The following is an 18,807-nucleotide window of genomic DNA, read 5'->3' on the forward strand; positions in this document are numbered from 1 at the left end:
TTCCCATGGCAGAGCGATTTGACGGAATCCCATCGAGAGCGCATGAAACGATCGTCGCCGCCGCGGCCTCTCTACGAGAGGGGCTACACCCTCATCGAGATCGTTGTCGTGATCGTGCTCGTCGGCGTGATCCTGCTGCTGGCCGTCCCCCGGGTGCAGGACACCGTGACGGGCGACCGGATGCGCTCGGCCGTGCGGAACCTCGCCGGCGCGGCGCGGGAACTCAGGGCCGAAGCCGTCCGCCAGCAGGTTGATCACTTCCTGCACCTGGACCTGGACCGGCGCGCGGTCTGGAACACCCGGGACGACATGACGGCGGAGGTCCGGACGGCCCGCAGGAACCTGGCCCGGACGCTGCCGCCCGGCGTGCGGATCGCGGACGTCGCAATCACCGACGAGGGAAAGAAGAACCAGGGGGAGGTTGTCATCCGCTTCTTCCGCCAGGGCTACGTCCAGCCCGCTGCGATCCACCTGACCGACGACGAGCGCGCCATGACCCTGATCCTCCAGCCCTTCCTGAGCACCTTCGATGTGAGGGATTCCTACGTGGACGTGTGGCAGAAGTCCAAATAGAACGCTGTAGCGTGCTTGTGATGCATCAATCGCGGCGGGTGACCGGTGAAAAGAGCGCGAAACAACAGGTGTCAGGTTTCAGGTGACAGGTATCAGGTGGAAGAGCGAGAACCCTCTACCCTCTACCCTCGCCCCTCGACGCTTTTTGTTAACCGAAGCGGCGCACGCTGCACGCCGCAAGCTTCTTTGCAACGCGGTTTCACGTTGCTCGAAGTGATGATCGCCATGGCCATCCTGGCCACGGTGCTCGTGACGGTGTTCCACTCCCATTCGCAGAGCATCGCCATGGCCAACGAATCGCGGGCCATGACGACGCTCGCGCTGCTGGCGCAGAGCCGCATGGCGGAAGTCGAGGGCCGGCAGGACCTCCCCATCGGACAGACGTCCGGCACATTCGGCGACGATTTCCCCGACTACACCTGGACGGTGAGCATCACCCAGCCCCAGCTTCCGGGGTCGAGCCTGCTGCGGAAGATCGAGGTCACCGTCGTGCACGACTACTACCCGAAGCGGCCCTACAAGGTCATCCTGTACCGGCCGACCACGTTGAAAACGGGAAGTTAGGAGGATCGGACGCGAAGAAGCGCGGCGTATGAGAGCGAGAAGGCTGCAGGGAAGAAAGGAATCGAGTTGCAGGGTACCGACCACCCCCGTGTCCCCCTTCATGAAAGGGGGAAGAGAAGGCGGCTTCACCCTCGTCGAGATCCTCGTGGCCATCGCCATCCTCGCCGTCGTGCTCTCGACGATCTATGTCTCCTACCTCTCCACGATGCGCATCGTGAAGAGCCTCGAGTACGGGGACGAGATCTACTCCATGGCCCGCATCACCCTGGAGCGCATGGTGCTGGACCTGCAGTCGGCCTGCAAGGACAAGGACGCCTACGAGTTCTCGACGATCAAGGACTCCGCCGGAAGGCTCCCGTTGAAGGGCGTGTCGTTCCTGTCCCGGGCCCACCTGGACTTCAGCGGGCCCGGCGACTCCATGGCCGTGGCCCAGATCAGCTACGAGCTCGAAAGCGACCCCGAGTCGGGCGGGTTCTCCATCGTCCGCCGCGACGTCCTGCGGCAGGGACAGGGCCGGGAGGGGGGCGAAGGCCACCTGCTGTGCAGGCGGCTGCAGTTCGTCAACCTTCGCTTCTACGACGGCAGCGGCCGCGAGTACACCCTGTGGGACAGCCGGTCCGGGTCGGAGGCCCAGCGCAACAGCATCCCGTCGGCCGTCCTGATCGAGCTCGACTTCATCAACCCCGACGACGCGGCCCGGCCGTACAAATTCAGGACGCGATTGCTTCTGCCCGGCTCCGCCAGGATGTGATATGATGTCTCGGCATTTGCGCAACGAGAGGGGAATCGCCCTCATCCTGGTCCTGCTCGCGGTGAGCGTCATCGTGGCGCTCACCCTGCAGATCAACGTCTCCTCGCGGGCGCAGGTGCACGAGGCGGCCAACCTCGGCGACGGGATCCGGGTCCTCTACATCGCCAAGTCCGGGGTCTTTGCGGGGATGGGGCTGCTGTCCGAGGACCGGGGCGACGCCGACACGCTCAACGAGGCCTGGGCCCGCACGGAGGCCATCCGGGAGCAATCGAGGGACTACTTCGACGGGGGCCACCTCGAGCTCGTCATCGAGGACGAGTCCGGCAAGATCAACATCAACAGGCTCGTCCAGGGCAACGAGTTCAATGCCGCCGTGAAGGGGGTGCTCACGCGGCTCCTGTCCCAGCCGGAGTTCAAGCTGCAGGCCCAGGAGGTGGAGGACATCCTGTGCGCCGTCAAGGACTGGATCGACGCGGATTCGGTCGTGACGGGAAATGGTGCAGAAAATGCATATTATCAAGGCCTTGGGAAATCCGTCACCGTCCGCAACGGTCCCATGGAATCCATCGACGAGCTGCTCCTCGTCCGGGGGGTCACGCGGGAGCTCTTCCACGGGACCCGGGAGAGGCCCGGGCTGGCCCGTTTCCTCACCGTCTACGGGGAGGGAAGCGTCAACATCAACACGGCCCCGAAGGAAGTGCTGCGCGCCCTTTCACCGGCCATCACCGAGGACGCGGCCAACCGGATGGATGACTACCGGAGAAACCCCGCAAACGCGCTCACGGACCCCTCGTGGTACCGGAGGGTGGCGGGACTGAGCAACGTGTCCATCGACGCCGTGCCCCTCGTCACCCGGAGCGAATACTTCCATCTCGCCGCGACGGGGCACCTGGGGACGATGAAGCGCACCATCCGGGGCTTCGTGAAACGCGACGGCGACAGGAAACTCTCCATTGTCGCCTGGAGGCTGGGCTGATGGCGAAATACATCCTTGGGCTCGACGTCGGCACGAGCAGCCTGAAGGCCGTCCTCCTCGAGGCGGGCCTGAGGGGCGGCATGCGCATCGCGGCCTGGGAAAAGGTCGACATCGCCGGGCCGGGCGGGCTGCGGGAAGCCCTGCGCCGCCTCCAGGAGATCCCGATCCTCGCCGTGCCGTCCTGTCACACGGCGCTCGCCGCGAAGCACTTCTCCTTCCGCAACGTCAAGCTCCCCTTCAAGGACCGGAAGAAGATCGGCCAGACCCTGCCCTTCGAACTCGACGGGCAGATCCCGCATCCCGTGGAGAGCGTGCTGATCGATTTCGCCGTCCTCAGGCAGGAGCAGGGGTCCGAGCTCTTCGCCGCGGTCATCCCCAAGGCCGACGTGGAGGAGCGCATCTCGCTGCTGTCCGATTACGGCTTCGACGCGGAGACGATCGACATCGACGCGGTTCCCGTTGCGGCTCGGCTGATGACGGCCGCACCGGCCGAATCCCTGCACCTGCTCCTGGATGTCGGCGCCTCGGAGACGGCGGGTGTCCTGTTCAGGGACGGCCGGATCCTGCAGGTCCGTTCCTTCCCCTTCGGCGGCGATCACATCACCCGCGCCCTCTCGGGGGCCCTGGGGATCCCCTTCAGCGACGCCGAGGCCCGCAAGCGGCGGGGCGAGACGGGGCCGGCCGAGGAGGAGATCACCGAGGCATGCGGGAAATTCTTCGCCTCGCTGAAGAACACGATCGGCTCCCTGCGCATGGCCGGCATCGTCCGCGAGGAGCCTGACACGGTCTGGCTGACCGGCGGCGGGGCCCTGTACCGAAAGCTCGCCGAGGACCTCTCGCGCGCCCTCGCAGTCCCCGTGGAGCGCGTCAACGTGACCCAGCTGGCCGGCATCAAGCCCGTGGGCGGCAGTGACGCGGGCTGGGACTCGATGATCATGAACGGCGCCCTCGCCCTGGCCCTGCGGCCCGTGTCGAAGGGCCCGGGCTTCGACTTCCGGCAGGGCAACGGCCGCCGCAGGCCCGTGTCCTTCAAGCTCGACCTGGGCATCGACCTCAAGTGGGCGGGCGCCGTTGCCGCGCTTATTCTCCTGCTGGCGGGCGCTGATCTCACCCTGTCCCACTACGCGGACAAGGCCCGGCTCGATCAGCTCAAGGCCGAGGCGGCGGCCCTGGTGCAGCAGAACTTCCCGGACGTGCAGCGCGTCGTCGACCCGGCCCGGCAGTTCCGTGCCAAGATCGACGACGCCAAGCGCCTGGCCGCCGCCACACGCGGCGCGGCCCCGGGCGATGCCGCCCTGCTCGTGCTGAAGGACCTCTCGGAGAAGGTCCCCGAGACCGCCGAGCTGCTCCTCACGTCCCTGGTTCTCGACGGCGACCGAATCGAGATCCGGGCCGAGGCCTCCACCCCGGAGGCCGCCGAGTCGATCCGAAAGGCGCTCGAGGCCACGGGGCGCTATGCCGGCGTCACCGTCAACGTCGCCGGAACCAGGCAGGGCGGCCGGGTGGAGCTCGAGCTGAGGGCCGCGATGGCGAGGAAACCATGAGAAAGTACTGGGACAAGCTGGGGGCGCGGGAGCGGCTCATCGTCCTGGGCGGGGCGGGGGTCGCCGCCGCGGTCCTCCTCGTCCAGTTCGTCATCCTGCCGTTCTGGGAGGAACGGACACGCGTGGCCAAGGCGCTCGAGGCCCAGGAGAAGCTCCTCGCCGAGATGCACGCCCAGCTCGCCGACTACCGGCTCATCAAGCGGGACATGGACGTCATCCAGCGGGCGCTGGCCGCAAGGCCGCCCGGGTTCACCCTCAACGGGTTCGTGGACCGCAAGGCGCGGGAGGCGGGCGTGCGCTCCAACGTCAGGGCCATCAACCCCTCGCGGGGGGCGAGCGCCGGGGCCTACGAGGAGGTGCTGGCCGACGTGAACCTCGAGAGGGTCACGCTGCGGCAGCTCGTGCAGTTCCTGCACAAGGTGGACTCGCCGCGAGACGCCGTGCGGGTCCGCAAGCTCGCCGTCAGCAAGAGCCCCGAGAGTCCCGAATACCTCACCGCCGCGGTCCAGCTCGCCACGTACCAGCCGGCTGCGGCGCCCCGGCCTGCCCCCGCCCCGGCGAGACAGGGGGCGTGAGACGGGACGGCGATGAAGGGGGCCTTCCGGACATACGCGGGATACGCGGCCTTTGCCGTGGCGGCGCTCCTCGTGATCGCCTGGGTGAAGATGCCCCCCGACACGCTGCGGCTGCTCGTGCTGTCGGCCCTGTCGAAGAACAAGGCGGGGATGCAGGTGAGGCTCGACGCGGCCGAGTGGGCGTTCCCCGTCGGCCTCGCGCTGACGGGGCTCTCCGTCCGGCCGAAGGACGGCAGGGGGCCCGAAGTGCGGGCGGACAGGCTGACGGCCCGGCCGGCGCTCACCGCGCTCGCGGCGGGACGCCTGGCCTTCCGCGTCGAGGCGTCGGCCATGGGCGGCCGGATCGACGGGGACATCGCCGTGCGGAACCGGTTCTCGGCAAGCGGGCCCGTGCAGGCGGATTTGCAGTTCTCCGGGATCGACGCCGCCGGCTGCCCCTGGCTTGCCGAACTGCTGGGGCGCTCGCTCCGCGGCCGGGTGGAAGGCCGGCTGCGCTTCGAGGGGCTGCCCGAGCGCTGGCCCGACGGGGCGGGCCGGCTCGAGATCGTTCTGACCGACGGGCAGATCGCCTTCAAGGCGCCCCTGTTCGGCCTGCAGGAGATGACCGTGGCGAAGATGGAAGGCGACATGGACCTGGGAAGCGGTGTCGTCAAGGTGAACCGCCTCCGCGTGACCGGGGACCAGCTCGAGGGGGACTTCCGGGGAAGCATCCGCATCGCGGGGGATCTCCCGGCAAGCCGCATTGCCCTGCGGGGCGACGTGACGATCCCGGCAGTCGGACCGGAGCGGTTCGCCGTCGAGGTGAGCGGCACGGTGGCGAGCCCCGTGGTGACCCCTCTTTGAGGCGCAAGCAATGGAAATGCCCGGCTTCATGAAGAACAGGCGCAACACGATCCTCGTCCTCGCGGCGATCGCCGTCATGCTGTACCTGGTCGTCGACATCGCCTACCTGATCCTCGAGCTCAGCGCGCCGGCCCCCGAGCCCGCGAAACAGCCCGCGGCCGCAACGCAGACCGCCGACGTGAGCAGGGACCCCGTCGAGGCCTACGCCGTGATCGTCGAGCGAAACCTCTTCCGCACGGCGGACCGGCCCATCGTGGCGGACGCAATGGACCCCGGCATGCTCGAGGCCACGTCGCTGCCGCTCGACCTGTACGGCACCATCGCCGGCGAGGACGGGCGGGGATACGCGATCATCGAGGAGAGGGACAAGAAGAAGCAGCGCCTCTACAAGGTCGGCGACAGGGTCGCCGGGGCCACCATCGTGAAGATCCTGCGGAACGCCGTCGTCCTGCGCGTGGGGGAGAACGACCAGGTCCTGAAGAAGAAGGAGACCGTCGCCCGGGGATCGAACCGCCTGCCCGCGGCCGCGCCGCCGGGCCCGGCGCCGGGAGCCGCGGCGAGGCCGCAGGCCCGCCCCCCGCAGGCGCCGCCCGGCTCGCCGCCCGACCTGGCGAGCCTCCTGACGCAGGCCCGCGTGACGCCGCACGTCACGGCGGGCTCGTCGGGCAAGCCCGACGGGGTCGTGATCAGCGAGATCCAGCCCGGCAGCATCTTCGAGAGCGTAGGCCTCGTCAACGGGGACCTGATCCAGGAGGTCAACGGCAAGGCGGTCACCGGCGTGGCGGACCTGCTGGCCATGTACCGGGACCTCAAGCCGGGGTTGAACCTCTCCGTCAAGGTCAGCCGCGCAGGCCGCCAGGTCGTCCTGAACCACACGGTGCAGTGACGGGGCGCAAATTGGCTGTGGCAATTTGCCGGCGCTTGTAATAAGGAAGACAGAGGAATTTCGAGGGGCATGTACAGTTCCCATTTCAAGCTGAGGGAGAACCCCTTCAGCCTCACGCCCGACCCGAAGTATCTCTTCCTGAGCCGACAGCATCGGGAGGCCCTCAACCACCTGATCTACGGGATCAAGGAAAGAAAGGGGTTCATCGTCATCACGGGCGGGATCGGGACGGGAAAGACCACCCTGTCCCGGGCGCTTCTCTCCCGGATGGACCGTTCCGTGGAGACGGCGCTCATCTTCAACTCGTACCTCTCGGACATGGAGCTCCTGGAAGTGATCAACCAGGAGTTCGGGGTTCCCCTGACGGGGATGGAACGGACGAAGCGGCGCTTCATCGACGCCCTCAACGCATTTTTGCTGGAGAACCACCGGGCCGGCAAGAACGCCGTCGTGCTCATCGACGAGGCCCAGAACCTCTCCCGGAACGTCCTGGAGCAGATCCGCATGCTCTCCAACCTGGAGACGGAAACGGAGAAACTGCTGCAGATCGTCCTCGTCGGGCAGCCGGAATTGAGGGATTTGCTGGAACAGCCTTCGCTGCGGCAGTTGAACGAACGGATCGCCGTGCGGTATCATCTCGAGGAGCTGTCGAAGGACGACGTCCCCGACTACGTCGGGCACCGCCTCACCGTGGCGGGGGACGGGGGGGGAACCGTCCGATTCGCCGACGACGCCTTCGGGAAGATCTGCGACTACAGCAAGGGAAACCCGCGGCGGATCAACATCCTCTGCGACAGGGCCCTGCTGATCGCCTATGCCGGCAACCGGCACGAGATCGACCGCAAGGTCGTCAAGCGGGCCATCCAGGACCTGAGGTCGAGCGACACGAAAAAGGGAACTTTTTTTGCAAGACGAAGAAAGGGGCTGTTTGCCTGAGAACCGTTTTACGTTTCAAGTGTTAGATTTTCCGTGCAAATAGGCCTTTTTACCTGTTTTTCAAACGGAGCACGCAACACCGGAAACGCTGTTGAGGAGCCATGAGCACCATCACGTCTGCGCTGAAGCGGGCACAGAGGTCGAGCGACGCGAAGTATGAGCCCTACCGGGATATCATCCTGGCCCGGCCCCGGGGCGGGGTGCGGGGAAAGAAGCGCCTGATCGCCGGCATCTGCCTCGCCTCGCTTGTGCTCCTGGCCTCGACGGCCTTCTCGCTGATCGTCTACCTCGGCCAGGAAAGCCCCGGGAGCGGGGAGGGCCGCCTGATCGCCGCCTCCGCGGCCCACCGCGGCAAGGTCGACCTGGCCGGCCGCCAGCCCGAGAGGCTCGCGCCGGGCAGCCCGTCCCTCGAGAGCGAGATCCTCTTCCAGGCGGGGCTCAGGCTCCAGCAGTCCGGCATCCTGACGGAGGCCGAGGCGCTGTACCGCCGGGCCGTCGAGGCGGACCCGAAGAACCTCAGCGCCCTGAACAATCTCGGGGTGATCTGCATGTCCCAGGGGCGGGACGGAGAGGCCATCGACCTCTTCACCCGTCTCATCGACGCCAGGGGCGACTGGGCCGACCCGTACTACAACCTCGCCTGCCTCTACAGCCGCCAGGGGGATGTCCCGAAGAGCCTGTGGCATCTCAGGGTGGCCCTGTGGATGAACCGGGAGCTCAAGGGCTGGGCAAAGAGCGACCCGGACCTGGAACCCCTGCGCTCCCGGCCGGAATACGACAAAATCGTCAACTAGAGGGTGAATGCGCATGGCGACCCTTTCCGCAAAACAGGTTTCCCTCACCGCGGCCCTAGCGGCCCTGGCCCTGCTCCTCGCCTTCCAGGGAACGGTTTCGGCCGCCCGACTGGCCGGCAGCGCCCAGCCCGTCTCCACCACGTCGACGGAACCGGTGAAGGAGGGCGCCGCCCTGCAGAAGGCCTCCGACGCGGACGATGCTCCGGCCCCGGCCCCTAAGAGGAAGGCCCCGGCGAGGAAGACGGCCTACAAGGCGCCCCCGAAAAGGGCCGCGGCGTCGCCGGCCTGGAAGACCGTCTCCGACGACACGGCCGACAACGGCGCCGGGAAGTCCTCGCCCGGGAAGCCCGGCCCCGCGAACGGGAAGCTCGGGAAGCACGTCACCATCGATTTCGACAACGTCGACATCCTCGCCTTCATCAAGTTCATGAGCGAGCTGACGGGGAAGAACTTCGTCGTCGACGAGACGGTGAAGGGGAAGGTCAGCGTCTTCTCGCCGCAGAAGATCTCCACCGAGGAGGCCTACAGGGTCTTCGAATCGGTCCTCGAGATCCACGGCCTGACCACGGTGCCCGCGGGCGACGTGATCAAGATCGTCCCCAGCCAGCAGGCGAAGGAGAAGAGCGTCGCGACCCGGCTTCGCGCCGAGGGGATCGGCCCCAACGACCGCGTGGTCACCCAGATCGTCCCCCTGAGTTACGCCAGCCCCGACGACATGAAGAAGATCCTGGACCCGCTGGTCTCGAAGGCGAGCGTCGTGTTGTCCTACCCGCCCACGCAGACGCTCGTCATCACCGACGTGCAGTCCAACATCAAGAGGCTGCTGAAGATCATCTCGGCGCTGGACGTGGCGGGCGTGGGCGAGCAGATCCACATCATCCCGCTTCGCCACGCCGTGGCAGCCGACACGGCCGCGTCGCTCAACTCGATCTTCCAGCTCGACCAGGCGGCCCGCCGGCCGCAGGCCACGACGACGATGCGGATCATCGCCGACGAGCGCACCAACAGCCTCATCGTGCTCGCCTCCGAGGTCTTCGCCGCGCGGGTCCGCGACTTCGTGAACATCCTGGACCGGGACATCCCGCAGGGCGAGTCGAAGATGCACGTCTACCGCCTGCAGTACGCCAACTCGGAGGACCTGGCCAAGGTCCTCACGAACCTGTCGTCCAGGGACGCCCGGCCGGCCGCCCCGGCGGCGCCGGGCCAGCCGGCCCAGCCGGTGATTCCGGGGCTCCGGAGCCGGACGTCCATGCTCTCCAGCGACGTCCAGATCGTTTCCGACAAGGCGACCAACACGCTCATCATCACGGCCAACAAGGAGGACTGGCGCATCCTCGAGGAGGTCATCCGCAAGGTGGACGTGCGCAGGTCCATGGTCTACATCGAGGCCCTGATCATGGAAGTGGACGTGAACAAGAACTTCCAGCTCGGGGTCGAGTGGCGCGCCGTCAAGGACCTCGGCGCGGTCAGCGGCTTCGACACGGGGCGGGCCGCCGCCATCGCAGGCTCCGGCGGCAGCGGGCAGGGCGGCGCCTACCAGCTCTTCCCGGGCACGTCGACCCAGCCGGCCTTCCCCGGCGGTTTCTCGCTGGGCGTCATCGGCGCGGGGATCACCATCGGCGGGGTCACCTTCCCGAACATCGGCGCCGTCATCAACGCCGTGCAGCAGGACTCGCAGGTGCACATCCTCTCGAACCCCCAGCTGCTCACGAGCGACAACGAGGAGGCGATGATCAGCGTCGGCAAGAACATCCCCTACATCACGCGGGCCGAGCGCTCGGCAACCAATCTGGACTTCACGACCTACGAGTACCGCGACGTGGGCGTCATCCTGACCATCACCCCCTCCATCAACACGGAGCGGTTCGTGCGCCTCAAGCTCAACCAGGAGGTCTCCACCCTCGTCCAGGAGGAATCCACGGTGGGGCTGCCCACGACGCTCAAGCGCACGGCCAAGACCACCATCATGGTCAAGGACAGGCAGACGATCGTCATCGGCGGCCTCATGGGCGACAGCTCCACGTCGAGCAATTACCAGGTGCCGCTGCTCGGCGACATCCCCCTGCTCGGCTGGCTCTTCAAGTCCAAGGGACAGAGGCGGGAGAAGACGAACCTCTACATCTTCATCACGCCCCACGTCATCGAGACCGTGGCCGAGGCCGATGCGATCCGGCAGAGCAAGCGCGAGGATATCGAAACCTTCGAGGGCGGGGTGATCAAGCGTTACGGCCCGCAGACGCCCGGCACATCGGGCAGCAAGATCCCGTGAGCGGGCCGGCGGTGCAGAGGATGGAAGCGAACGAGAACAAGCGAGACCCACGGCACACCGAGATCCCGGGCCTGATCCACACCGACGGCAAGCCCATCGTCGAGCTTCTCGACGAGGCCTTCGCCCCGGTGCCCGAGGGCTCCGAGGCCCGGCGCAAGACCATCGGCGAGATCTACACGCACAAGAAGGCGGCCGACGAGGCCGGCCAGCTCCGGGAGATGAGCCTGCGGTTCGGCATCCCCCTGGTCCCGGAGATCCCGACGGACCACATGAGCGTGGAGTTCACCCGGAAGGTCCCCATCCAGTACCTCAAGAGGCACAAGATGGTCCCCGTGGAGACGCCCGATGCCTTCCTGATCGCGGTGAACGACCCCGCCAACTTCCAGGCCGTCGACGACCTGATGCGGCTGCTCGGGCGGAGCGACGCCGAGGTGGTGCTCGCCTCCGAGGGGACGATCCTCTCGGCCATCGGCACCGCCTACGACCTGGGCCGCGACTCGGCGCAGGAGTTCATCGAGATCATGAACGGGGACTCGGCCGACAGCATCATCTCGGAGATCGAGGAGACGGCCGACCTGCTCGACGACACGAGCGACGCGCCCATCATCAAGCTCGTCAACCTCGTGCTGGCCCAGGCCATCAAGGACCGCGCAAGCGACATCCACATCGAGCCCTACGCCGCCTCGCTGAAGATCCGCTACCGGATCGACGGCATGCTCTACAACCTGCTGAACCTGCCGCGGCGGATCCAGTCGCCGCTCGTGTCGCGCATCAAGATCATGGCCAAGCTCAACATCGCCGAAAAACGCCTCCCGCAGGACGGGCGCATCGAGGTGAAGATCGGCGACAAGAACGTGGACATCCGCGTCTCCGTCATCCCCACGGCCTTCGGCGAGCGCGTGGTGCTGCGGCTCCTGGACAAGTCCCAGGCGATCCTGACGCTCGCGGACCTGGGCCTCGACGACGCGAAGATCCGGCAGTTCGACCGGCTGATCAAGTCGCCCTACGGGATCGTCCTGGTCACGGGCCCCACGGGCAGCGGCAAGACGACGACGCTCTACGCGGCGCTCTCGAAGATCAACAGCCCCGAGATCAACATCATCACCATCGAGGACCCCATCGAGTACCAGATCGAGGGGATCGGGCAGATCCAGGTCAACCCCAAGATCGACCTGACCTTCGCCACGGGCCTGCGCTCCATCGTGCGCCAGGACCCCGACGTCATCCTCGTGGGCGAGATCCGCGACCGCGAGACGGCGGAGATCGCCATCCAATCGTCCCTGACGGGCCATCTCGTCTTCTCGACGCTGCACACCAACGACGCAGCCAGCGCCGTCACGCGCCTCATCGACATGGGCATCGAGCCCTTCCTGGTGGCCTCGTCGGTCATCGCCATCGTGGCGCAGCGGCTCGTGCGCGTGCTGTGCCCGCGCTGCAAGGAGGCCTACACGCCCGATGCGGATTCCCTCGTCGACGCGGGGATCCCGCGGAGCGCCCTCGACGGCCGGCCGATTTACCGCCGCAGGGGCTGCAACGCCTGCATGAACACGGGATACCGCGGCCGGACGGGCATCTTCGAGATCATGATCATGGACGAGGGGATCAAGAAGCTCATTCTCAAGACCTCGGACGCCAACCAGATCAACGACGAGGCCGTCCGCGGCGGCATGTCGACCCTGGTGCAGGACGGGGCCCGCAAGGTCCTCGAGGGCATCACGACGATCGAGGAGGTTCTCCGCGTGACGCGGGTCCTCAACCGGAGCGCCAACATCGTGATCGAGGACGAGTCGATCTGACGCATCGCGCCCGATCCCCGGTATCCGGCAAAAGCAACTCCCGGCGCCGTGACCCGGCCCGGGGGTTTCCATTATCGTGAAGGGTCACGATCTTCGCCCTTTGCCTTTGCCTTTGCCTTTCGCCCTTTGCCTTTATTTGCCTACCAGGCCGGCTTGTACCCATCCGGTGATACGTCGTCCCAGGCGTTTGTGGTCAGCCGCGTGAGCCCCGACCCGTCGAGGCGGATCGAGTAGATCTCCCGCTTCGTCTCCCCCGGCGGGACGCCCGAGAAGAGGAGGCGCTCGTCATCGGCCGAAAAGGCGAAGCCGCCTGCGTTCTGAACGGTCGTCGGGCTCGGTCCGTACATGAACGAAAAGCTGCCCGCGGCCTGCAGCGACGGGACCGTGTAGAGCTGGATGTAGTGCATGGTCCCCCACCCGAAGTGGTACTTGACCTCGCAGGCCATCCGGCTGCCGTCGTGAGAGACGACGGGCTGGCTGCAGCCGAGGACCGGGCCCGTGACCGCCGCCGAGGCGATGTCCACGAGATGGAGCCCCACGAACTGGCCCGCGCCCGTCCCGGTGCCGCGGCCGAACACGACGGTGGTGGCGTTGAAGTAGTCATGCCCGTAGTCGTCGGTGACATTCGCCGGGGGTGTGGTGAGCTGCATGAGCGACGTCCCGTCGGCTCTCACCTGGTAGAGCTTCCCCTGGTTGCGGAAAAGAACCCAGCTTCCCGAGGGAGACCACCGCGGCCGGGTTCCCTGCGCGATGTCTCGCTCCGTCGTGCCGGCGGCGTCGCCGACCTGCCGGACGATGATTCGGTCGACCCCCCCGACGACGCGCTTGAAGGCCACCCACCGGCCGTCGCGGGAAACGTCGGGCATCGAGTCGTCATGGGCGGTCACGAACAGGGCCGACGGCTGCAGCGGGACCTCATCCGTGGCCGACATCAATTGCCCCTTCCCCGTTTGCTGCGACACGTAGACGACGGACGCGCAACCCCACGTCGTCGCAAGGCAGGCCATCAGAACTGCGAGATGCTTTTTCATGGCTTCCTCCTTGGGCAGGCGATTTGGATGATCGTGGACGGATGGACGATGGGTCCGAGGCGGTTCGCTCGGGCCCGACGGGCTCTTTGGCAATCATCATGACCGACAACCGGCGGGGCCGTCAACGGAAATTTGCGTCCCGTTCCTTTACGCAGCCTCCGAATTGTGCTACAAGCAGGCATCGAAACCGTCACCCCGAGGACTTCATCCCCGCCATGCATGGAAGCCGCACCCGCAGCCACCGCCCGAGACGGCGCCGAAGCGGAAAACCGCGCGCGGAACGCCCGGCGTGGCACACGTTCGAGGCCGAGCCCGTCCTCAACGATGTGCTCGCCCGGATCGGAAAGCCCGACGAGGCCCCCTTCAGGCCGGACGCCTTTCAGCTCGAGGCCCTCGAGGCCATCCGCCGCGCGGACTGCCTCGTCATGGCCCCGACGGGATCCGGCAAGACCTGGATCGCCGAGCAGGCCATCCAGGACATGCTGCGCGAAGGGAAACGGTGCTGGTACGCCTCGCCCCTGAAGGCCCTGTCGAATGCCAAGTGGGTGGAGTTCGGCGACCGGTTCGAGAGCATGAACGTGGGCATCCTCACGGGAGACACGAAGGAGAACACCGACGCCCCCGTGATCGTGGGCACCACGGAGATCCTGCGCAACCAGCTCTACGACGCGATGCACGAGGGCCGCGATCTGCCCTTCGACCTCGTGATCCTCGACGAGGCCCACTACCTCGGCGACGAGGAGCGCGGCGTGGTCTGGGAGGAAATCATGATCTACCTGCCCTCGCGGGTCAATCTCCTGCTGCTCTCCGCCACGATCGAGAACGGCCGGCAGATCGCCGCCTGGCTCGAGGGCCTGCGCGGCAAACCCTGCGTCGTCGTCGAGGAGAGGCGCCGGCCCGTGCCCCTGTACCCGCTGTTCTTGCACCCGTCGGGGCGTCTCATGCCCTTTCTCAACAAGCGCCGGTTTTACGGCCGCGTCGAGCAGTTCGTCCGGGAACGGGGAAAACAGAAGCGCGGCGGCCGCGGGGTCCCGCCCTACGGCGAGATCATCCGGGTGCTGCGGCACTTCAACCTCCTGCCGGCCATCTTCTTCCTGCAGTCCCGCGCCGAGTGTGACGCCGCCCTGAAGAGCTGCCGCGCCGCCTCGACCCTGCCGGACGAAGGCTTCGAGGAAGCCCTCCGGGAGCAGATCGACCGCACCCCGCGCCTCGCCCAGCACAAGCAGCTCGAGCAGCTGCGGCACTGCCGTGTCGCCGCGCATCACGGCGGCCAGCTGCCGCCGTGGAAATTCCTCGTGGAGACCCTGATGAAGCGGGGGTACCTCGATGCGATCTTCGCCACCTCCACCGTGGCGGCGGGCGTGAACTTCCCGGCCCGGACCATCGTCCTGTTCAACTCGGACACCTACAACGGGCACGAATGCGTGCCGCTCGACGCCACGGGCTTTCACCAGATGACGGGAAGGGCCGGGCGCCGGGGCCAGGACAACATCGGCTTCCTGCTGATCGTCCCCGGGCGGTTCATGGACCTCGAGCACGTGCGCCGTCTCGTCTTCACGCGCGCCGAGGACATCGTGAGCCGGCTCCGGAACGACTTCTCCATGGTGCTCAACCTGCTGCTGTCCCAGAGCCTGGAGAACGTGCGGCACATTTTCGAGAACTCGCTGGCGGCCTTCCAACAGGACGAGCACCGCAGGGAAGGCCGAAAGAGCGCCGCCTCCCGGCTCTGGCGCGCGTTCCAGCGGCACCTCGACTTCCTGAAGGCCGAGGGCTTCGTGGGCGCCGACGACCGCCTCACGGCCGACGGCATCTGGGCTGCGCAGCTGCGGCTCGACCACCCCGTGCTGATCGCCGAGTGCCTGCGGCGGGGCGCACTGCCCCGCGACGACGCGGCGCTGCTGGCCGCCGTGATCGCGCCCTTCGTCTACGACCGGGGGCAGGAGATCACCGTCAAGCGCAAGGAGCTCCCCCGGAGGCTCGTGGCCGCCTACGACCGCGTGATCGACACGGTCTTCCCGATGATGGAGAGGCTCGATGCCGCGGGGTTCGGGCTCAACCCCCTTCCCCTCTGGACGGCGGCCGTGATCTACGACTGGGCCCGTGGCCGCGACTGGGACCGGATTGTCGAGCGCTACGGCTTCGCCGACGGGGACATGGCCATGCTCGTCTCCCGGACGGCCGACAACCTGCGGCAGATCGCCTCCCTAAGGGACACCCACCCCGACGTGGCGGAGCTGGCTTGGAAGGCACGGGAGGCGCTGATGCGGGAACCGGTCGTCTTCTAGCCGGGATGCCTCAATATTGCCGCTTGACATTCCCGCTGATGCAGGGCTATATAGACGCCTTCCGATGGGAAACCGGGCCGGATCGTTCCGGCCCTCTTTTTACCCTGCACAGATGCGTCCCCATCGTCTAGAGGCCTAGGACATCGGCCTTTCACGCCGACGACCGGGGTTCGACTCCCCGTGGGGACGCCAGAAAAAAGGGGATCGCCGCAGCGGTGATCCCCTTTTCGCGTTTTTCGTGCCTGCGCGGGGCTTCTCAAGCCGGGCGGCGCAGGTGCCCGTCGAAGCCGAGCGCGGCCGATATCTTGCCGGCCGTCGTCATCAGAGGCTCGACGTATTTCTCGATCATCTCGTCGAACCCGACCATCTGGCTGATGAAGGACATATTCAGGGAGGCCTCCACCTCGCCCCGGCCGTTGAAGATGGGCACCCCGATGGCCCGAAGCCCGGGGACCCACTCCCCGTCGTTGGACGCGTACCCCTTGAGCCGGACATCCTCGAGAATGGCATGGAGTTTTTCGCCGTGCCGGCCGATGTGCCGGACCGCCTCCCTGTCCTTGAGCAGTTCCTGCAGGAGCCGGTCGTAGCGCTCGCGGGAGAGAAACGCGATCAGCGCCCTCCCCATGGCCGTCAGGTAGCAGTTCACGCGGCTCCCCACGTACAGGTTGGTGTTGATAATCCGCCGGACGGTGATCCGCTCGATGTAGAGCATCTCCGTTCGGTCCAGGACGGCGAGGTTGACATTCTGGTCCGTCTGGCGGGAAAGGGCCTCCATGAAGGGGTAGGCGATCTGGCGCAGGTCCATCCCGGACAGGACGGAAAAGCCGAGCGCCATGACCCTCGGGGCCAGGGAATAGACCCGGGTGCGGGGATCGAGCGTCACGTAATTCATCGCCAGCAGGGTCTTGAGAAACCGGTGCACCGTTGTCTTGGGCAGGCCGGTCCTCGCAGCCAGCTCCTGGAGGGTAAGGCGGGGATCGCCCGGCGTGAACGTCTCCAGGATCTCGAGCCCGCGAATCAGGGAGTTCACTCGCTTGGGTTGCGCCATGGTCGGTTCCGTACCGTGGAGGATGATCCTGCATGGTGAAATACCTTCACTCGCCCCGGCCTGTCAAGCGTGATATGGCATGGACCGCGCCCGCGGGGGTGCCATGATGGACTCGTCATCACCGGGAACGTATGATATGAAGGAGTCGAATCGAAAACCGGAGGAACCCGATGGCCCTTCACGAACTGGCCGGAAAGCCGGCCCCCAGATCCCTGCTTGCCAACATCCCCCGGCTGGTGACGGCCTACTACACGGAGCACCCGGACCCGCGGAGCGCCGGCGAGCGGGTCGTCTTCGGCACCTCGGGGCACCGCGGCTCCTCCCTGAACCGGAGTTTCAACGAAGACCACATCCTGGCCACAACCCAGGCCATCTGCGACTACCGCGCCCAGCAGGGCGCCGGGCCCCTCTTCGTGGGCATGGACACGCACGCCCTGTCGGAGCCTTGCTTCGCGACGGCCCTCGAGGTCTTCGCCGCAAACGGCGTCGACGTGATGGTGCAGGCCGGCCGCGGGTACACGCCCACGCCGGTCATCTCGCACGCGATCCTGACGTACAACCGGGGCAGGACGTCGGGGCTCGCCGACGGGATCGTCATCACGCCCTCCCACAACCCGCCCGAGGACGGCGGCTTCAAATACAACCCCCCCGAGGGCGGGCCCGCCGACGTCGAGACGACGCGCTGGATCGAAAACCGGGCGAACGACTATCTCGCGGCCGCGCTGCGGGGTGTGAAGCGAACGGCATTCGCAAGGGCCCTCAGGGCCGCAACGACGCACGAGCACGACTACATCGCCCCCTACGTGAACGACCTGCCCAACGTCATCGACATGGGTCTCATCCGCTCCGCGGGGATCCGGGTGGCCGTCGACCCCATGGGCGGTTCCTCCCTGCCCTTCTGGGACCCCGTTGCCGAACGTCACGGCATCCGGCTGGACGTGGTCAACCGCGACGTGGACCCGACGTTCGGCTTCATGACCGTCGACAGGGACGGGAAGATCCGCATGGATTGCTCTTCCCCGTATGCGATGGCGCGCCTCATCGCGCTCAAGGACCGCTACGACATCGCCTTCGGCAACGACCCCGACGGCGACCGTCACGGCATCGTGACGCGCAGCGCGGGGCTCATGAACCCCAACCATTACCTCGCCGTGGCCATCGATTACCTGTTCCGGAACCGGCCCGGCTGGCGGCCCGAAGCCGTCGTCGGCAAAACGCTCGTCTCGAGCAGCCTCATCGACCGGGTGGCCGCCGACCTGGGACGGAAGCTCTGCGAGGTCCCCGTGGGGTTCAAGTGGTTTGTCGAGGGTCTGCTCCGCGGCTCCTGCGCGTTCGGCGGCGAGGAGAGTGCCGGGGCTTCCTTCCTGCGGATGGACGGCACCGTCTGGACGACGGACAAGGACGGGCTCGTCATGGGCCTCCTGGCGGCCGAGATCACGGCAAGGACGGGCCGCGACCCGGGGGAGCACTACGCGGCGATTGCGGAGCGACTCGGAAGCCCTCTCTACGAGCGGATGGATGTGGCGGCCACGCCCGAACAGAAGGCGCTGCTGGAGAAGCTCTCTCCCGCACAGATCGGCACGCCGGAGCTGGCCGGGGAGCCCATCGTGGCGAGATTCACCGAGGCGCCCGGAAACGGCATGCCCATCGGAGGCCTGAAGGTCGTCACCCGCAGCGGGTGGTTCGCGGCGCGGCCCTCGGGGACGGAGAACATCTACAAGATCTACACGGAGAGCTTCCGGGACCGGGCGCACCTCGCCCGGATTCAGGAGGAGGCGAAGGCGATGATTGCCGAGGTATTCCGGAAAGCCGGCGTGTAGGCAACAGGCGGCAATACAGGCTCCTGCAACAAGCAGCAAGCAGCAAGGAAATGAACGCCCCTCAATCCCTTTTCTAAAGAGGGAAACGGGGGATTGAAAAAAAGAGGCCCCCGACT

General features: G+C 66.8%; 16 protein-coding genes and 1 tRNA gene. 15 read left to right on the forward strand and 2 right to left on the reverse strand.

Features of this window, described 5'->3' with window-relative positions; translation table 11 throughout:
* Positions 1-42 precede the first annotated feature (42 nt).
* From HPY67_04170 to gspE, 12 genes are all read left to right on the forward strand, one after another.
* A complete protein-coding gene (locus tag HPY67_04170; protein ID NPV03911.1) occupies positions 43-573 on the forward strand; it encodes a prepilin-type N-terminal cleavage/methylation domain-containing protein in 531 nt (176 codons plus the stop codon).
* Positions 574-777: 204 nt separating this feature from the next.
* Positions 778-1,137, forward strand: a complete 360-nt coding sequence (locus tag HPY67_04175; protein ID NPV03912.1) for a hypothetical protein — start codon at positions 778-780, stop codon at positions 1,135-1,137.
* Positions 1,138-1,165: 28 nt separating this feature from the next.
* Complete coding sequence (locus HPY67_04180) at positions 1,166-1,888, forward strand: type II secretion system protein (protein NPV03913.1); 723 nt, start codon at positions 1,166-1,168, stop codon at positions 1,886-1,888.
* A gap of 4 nt (positions 1,889-1,892) precedes the next feature.
* Positions 1,893-2,864, forward strand: coding sequence for a type II secretion system minor pseudopilin GspK (gspK, locus tag HPY67_04185; GenBank protein NPV03914.1), 972 nt, complete (start codon positions 1,893-1,895; stop codon positions 2,862-2,864).
* Positions 2,864-4,408, forward strand: a complete 1,545-nt coding sequence (gene pilM, locus HPY67_04190) for a pilus assembly protein PilM (GenBank protein NPV03915.1) — start codon at positions 2,864-2,866, stop codon at positions 4,406-4,408. The genes gspK and pilM overlap by 1 nt, the downstream gene beginning before the upstream one ends.
* Complete coding sequence (locus HPY67_04195) at positions 4,405-4,983, forward strand: hypothetical protein (protein NPV03916.1); 579 nt, start codon at positions 4,405-4,407, stop codon at positions 4,981-4,983. The genes pilM and HPY67_04195 overlap by 4 nt, the downstream gene beginning before the upstream one ends.
* Positions 4,984-4,995: 12 nt before the next feature.
* Complete coding sequence (gene gspN, locus HPY67_04200) at positions 4,996-5,826, forward strand: type II secretion system protein GspN (GenBank protein ID NPV03917.1); 831 nt, start codon at positions 4,996-4,998, stop codon at positions 5,824-5,826.
* Between the two features lie 28 nt (positions 5,827-5,854).
* A complete protein-coding gene (locus HPY67_04205; GenBank protein NPV03918.1) occupies positions 5,855-6,712 on the forward strand; it encodes a PDZ domain-containing protein in 858 nt (285 codons plus the stop codon).
* 69 nt (positions 6,713-6,781) lie between these two features.
* Complete coding sequence (locus HPY67_04210; protein NPV03919.1) at positions 6,782-7,648, forward strand: AAA family ATPase; 867 nt, start codon at positions 6,782-6,784, stop codon at positions 7,646-7,648.
* A 101-nt stretch (positions 7,649-7,749) separates the two neighbouring features.
* Positions 7,750-8,442, forward strand: coding sequence for a tetratricopeptide repeat protein (locus HPY67_04215; GenBank protein NPV03920.1), 693 nt, complete (start codon positions 7,750-7,752; stop codon positions 8,440-8,442).
* Between the two features lie 13 nt (positions 8,443-8,455).
* Positions 8,456-10,711, forward strand: coding sequence for a type II secretion system secretin GspD (gspD, locus tag HPY67_04220; GenBank protein NPV03921.1), 2,256 nt, complete (start codon positions 8,456-8,458; stop codon positions 10,709-10,711).
* A 20-nt stretch (positions 10,712-10,731) separates the two neighbouring features.
* The gene (gene gspE, locus HPY67_04225) at positions 10,732-12,507 is read left to right on the forward strand and encodes a type II secretion system ATPase GspE (protein NPV03922.1); all 1,776 of its coding nucleotides are present in this window, start codon (positions 10,732-10,734) and stop codon (positions 12,505-12,507) included.
* Positions 12,508-12,647: 140 nt separating this feature from the next.
* On the opposite strand, the gene HPY67_04230 is transcribed toward gspE, so the two are convergent.
* Positions 12,648-13,538 (reverse strand): hypothetical protein, encoded by an 891-nt coding sequence (locus HPY67_04230; GenBank protein NPV03923.1) that lies wholly within the window; start codon positions 13,536-13,538, stop codon positions 12,648-12,650.
* 215 nt (positions 13,539-13,753) lie between these two features.
* On the opposite strand from HPY67_04230, the gene HPY67_04235 reads away from it, so the two are divergent.
* On the forward strand, positions 13,754-15,823 hold the full coding sequence (locus HPY67_04235) for a DEAD/DEAH box helicase (GenBank protein ID NPV03924.1): 2,070 nt from the start codon (positions 13,754-13,756) through the stop codon (positions 15,821-15,823).
* A gap of 116 nt (positions 15,824-15,939) precedes the next feature.
* Positions 15,940-16,015: transfer RNA gene (locus HPY67_04240), tRNA-Glu, on the forward strand.
* A 64-nt stretch (positions 16,016-16,079) separates the two neighbouring features.
* On the opposite strand, the gene HPY67_04245 is transcribed toward HPY67_04240, so the two are convergent.
* The gene (locus HPY67_04245; GenBank protein NPV03925.1) at positions 16,080-16,871 is read right to left on the reverse strand and encodes an IclR family transcriptional regulator; all 792 of its coding nucleotides are present in this window, start codon (positions 16,869-16,871) and stop codon (positions 16,080-16,082) included.
* A gap of 170 nt (positions 16,872-17,041) precedes the next feature.
* Here HPY67_04245 and HPY67_04250 point away from each other — a divergent pair, with 170 nt between their 5' ends.
* Positions 17,042-18,691 (forward strand): alpha-D-glucose phosphate-specific phosphoglucomutase, encoded by a 1,650-nt coding sequence (locus HPY67_04250; GenBank protein NPV03926.1) that lies wholly within the window; start codon positions 17,042-17,044, stop codon positions 18,689-18,691.
* Positions 18,692-18,807 lie beyond the last annotated feature (116 nt).

The sequence above is a fragment of the Syntrophaceae bacterium genome (assembly GCA_013177795.1).
GTDB lineage: Bacteria > Desulfobacterota > Syntrophia > Syntrophales > UBA2192 > UBA2192.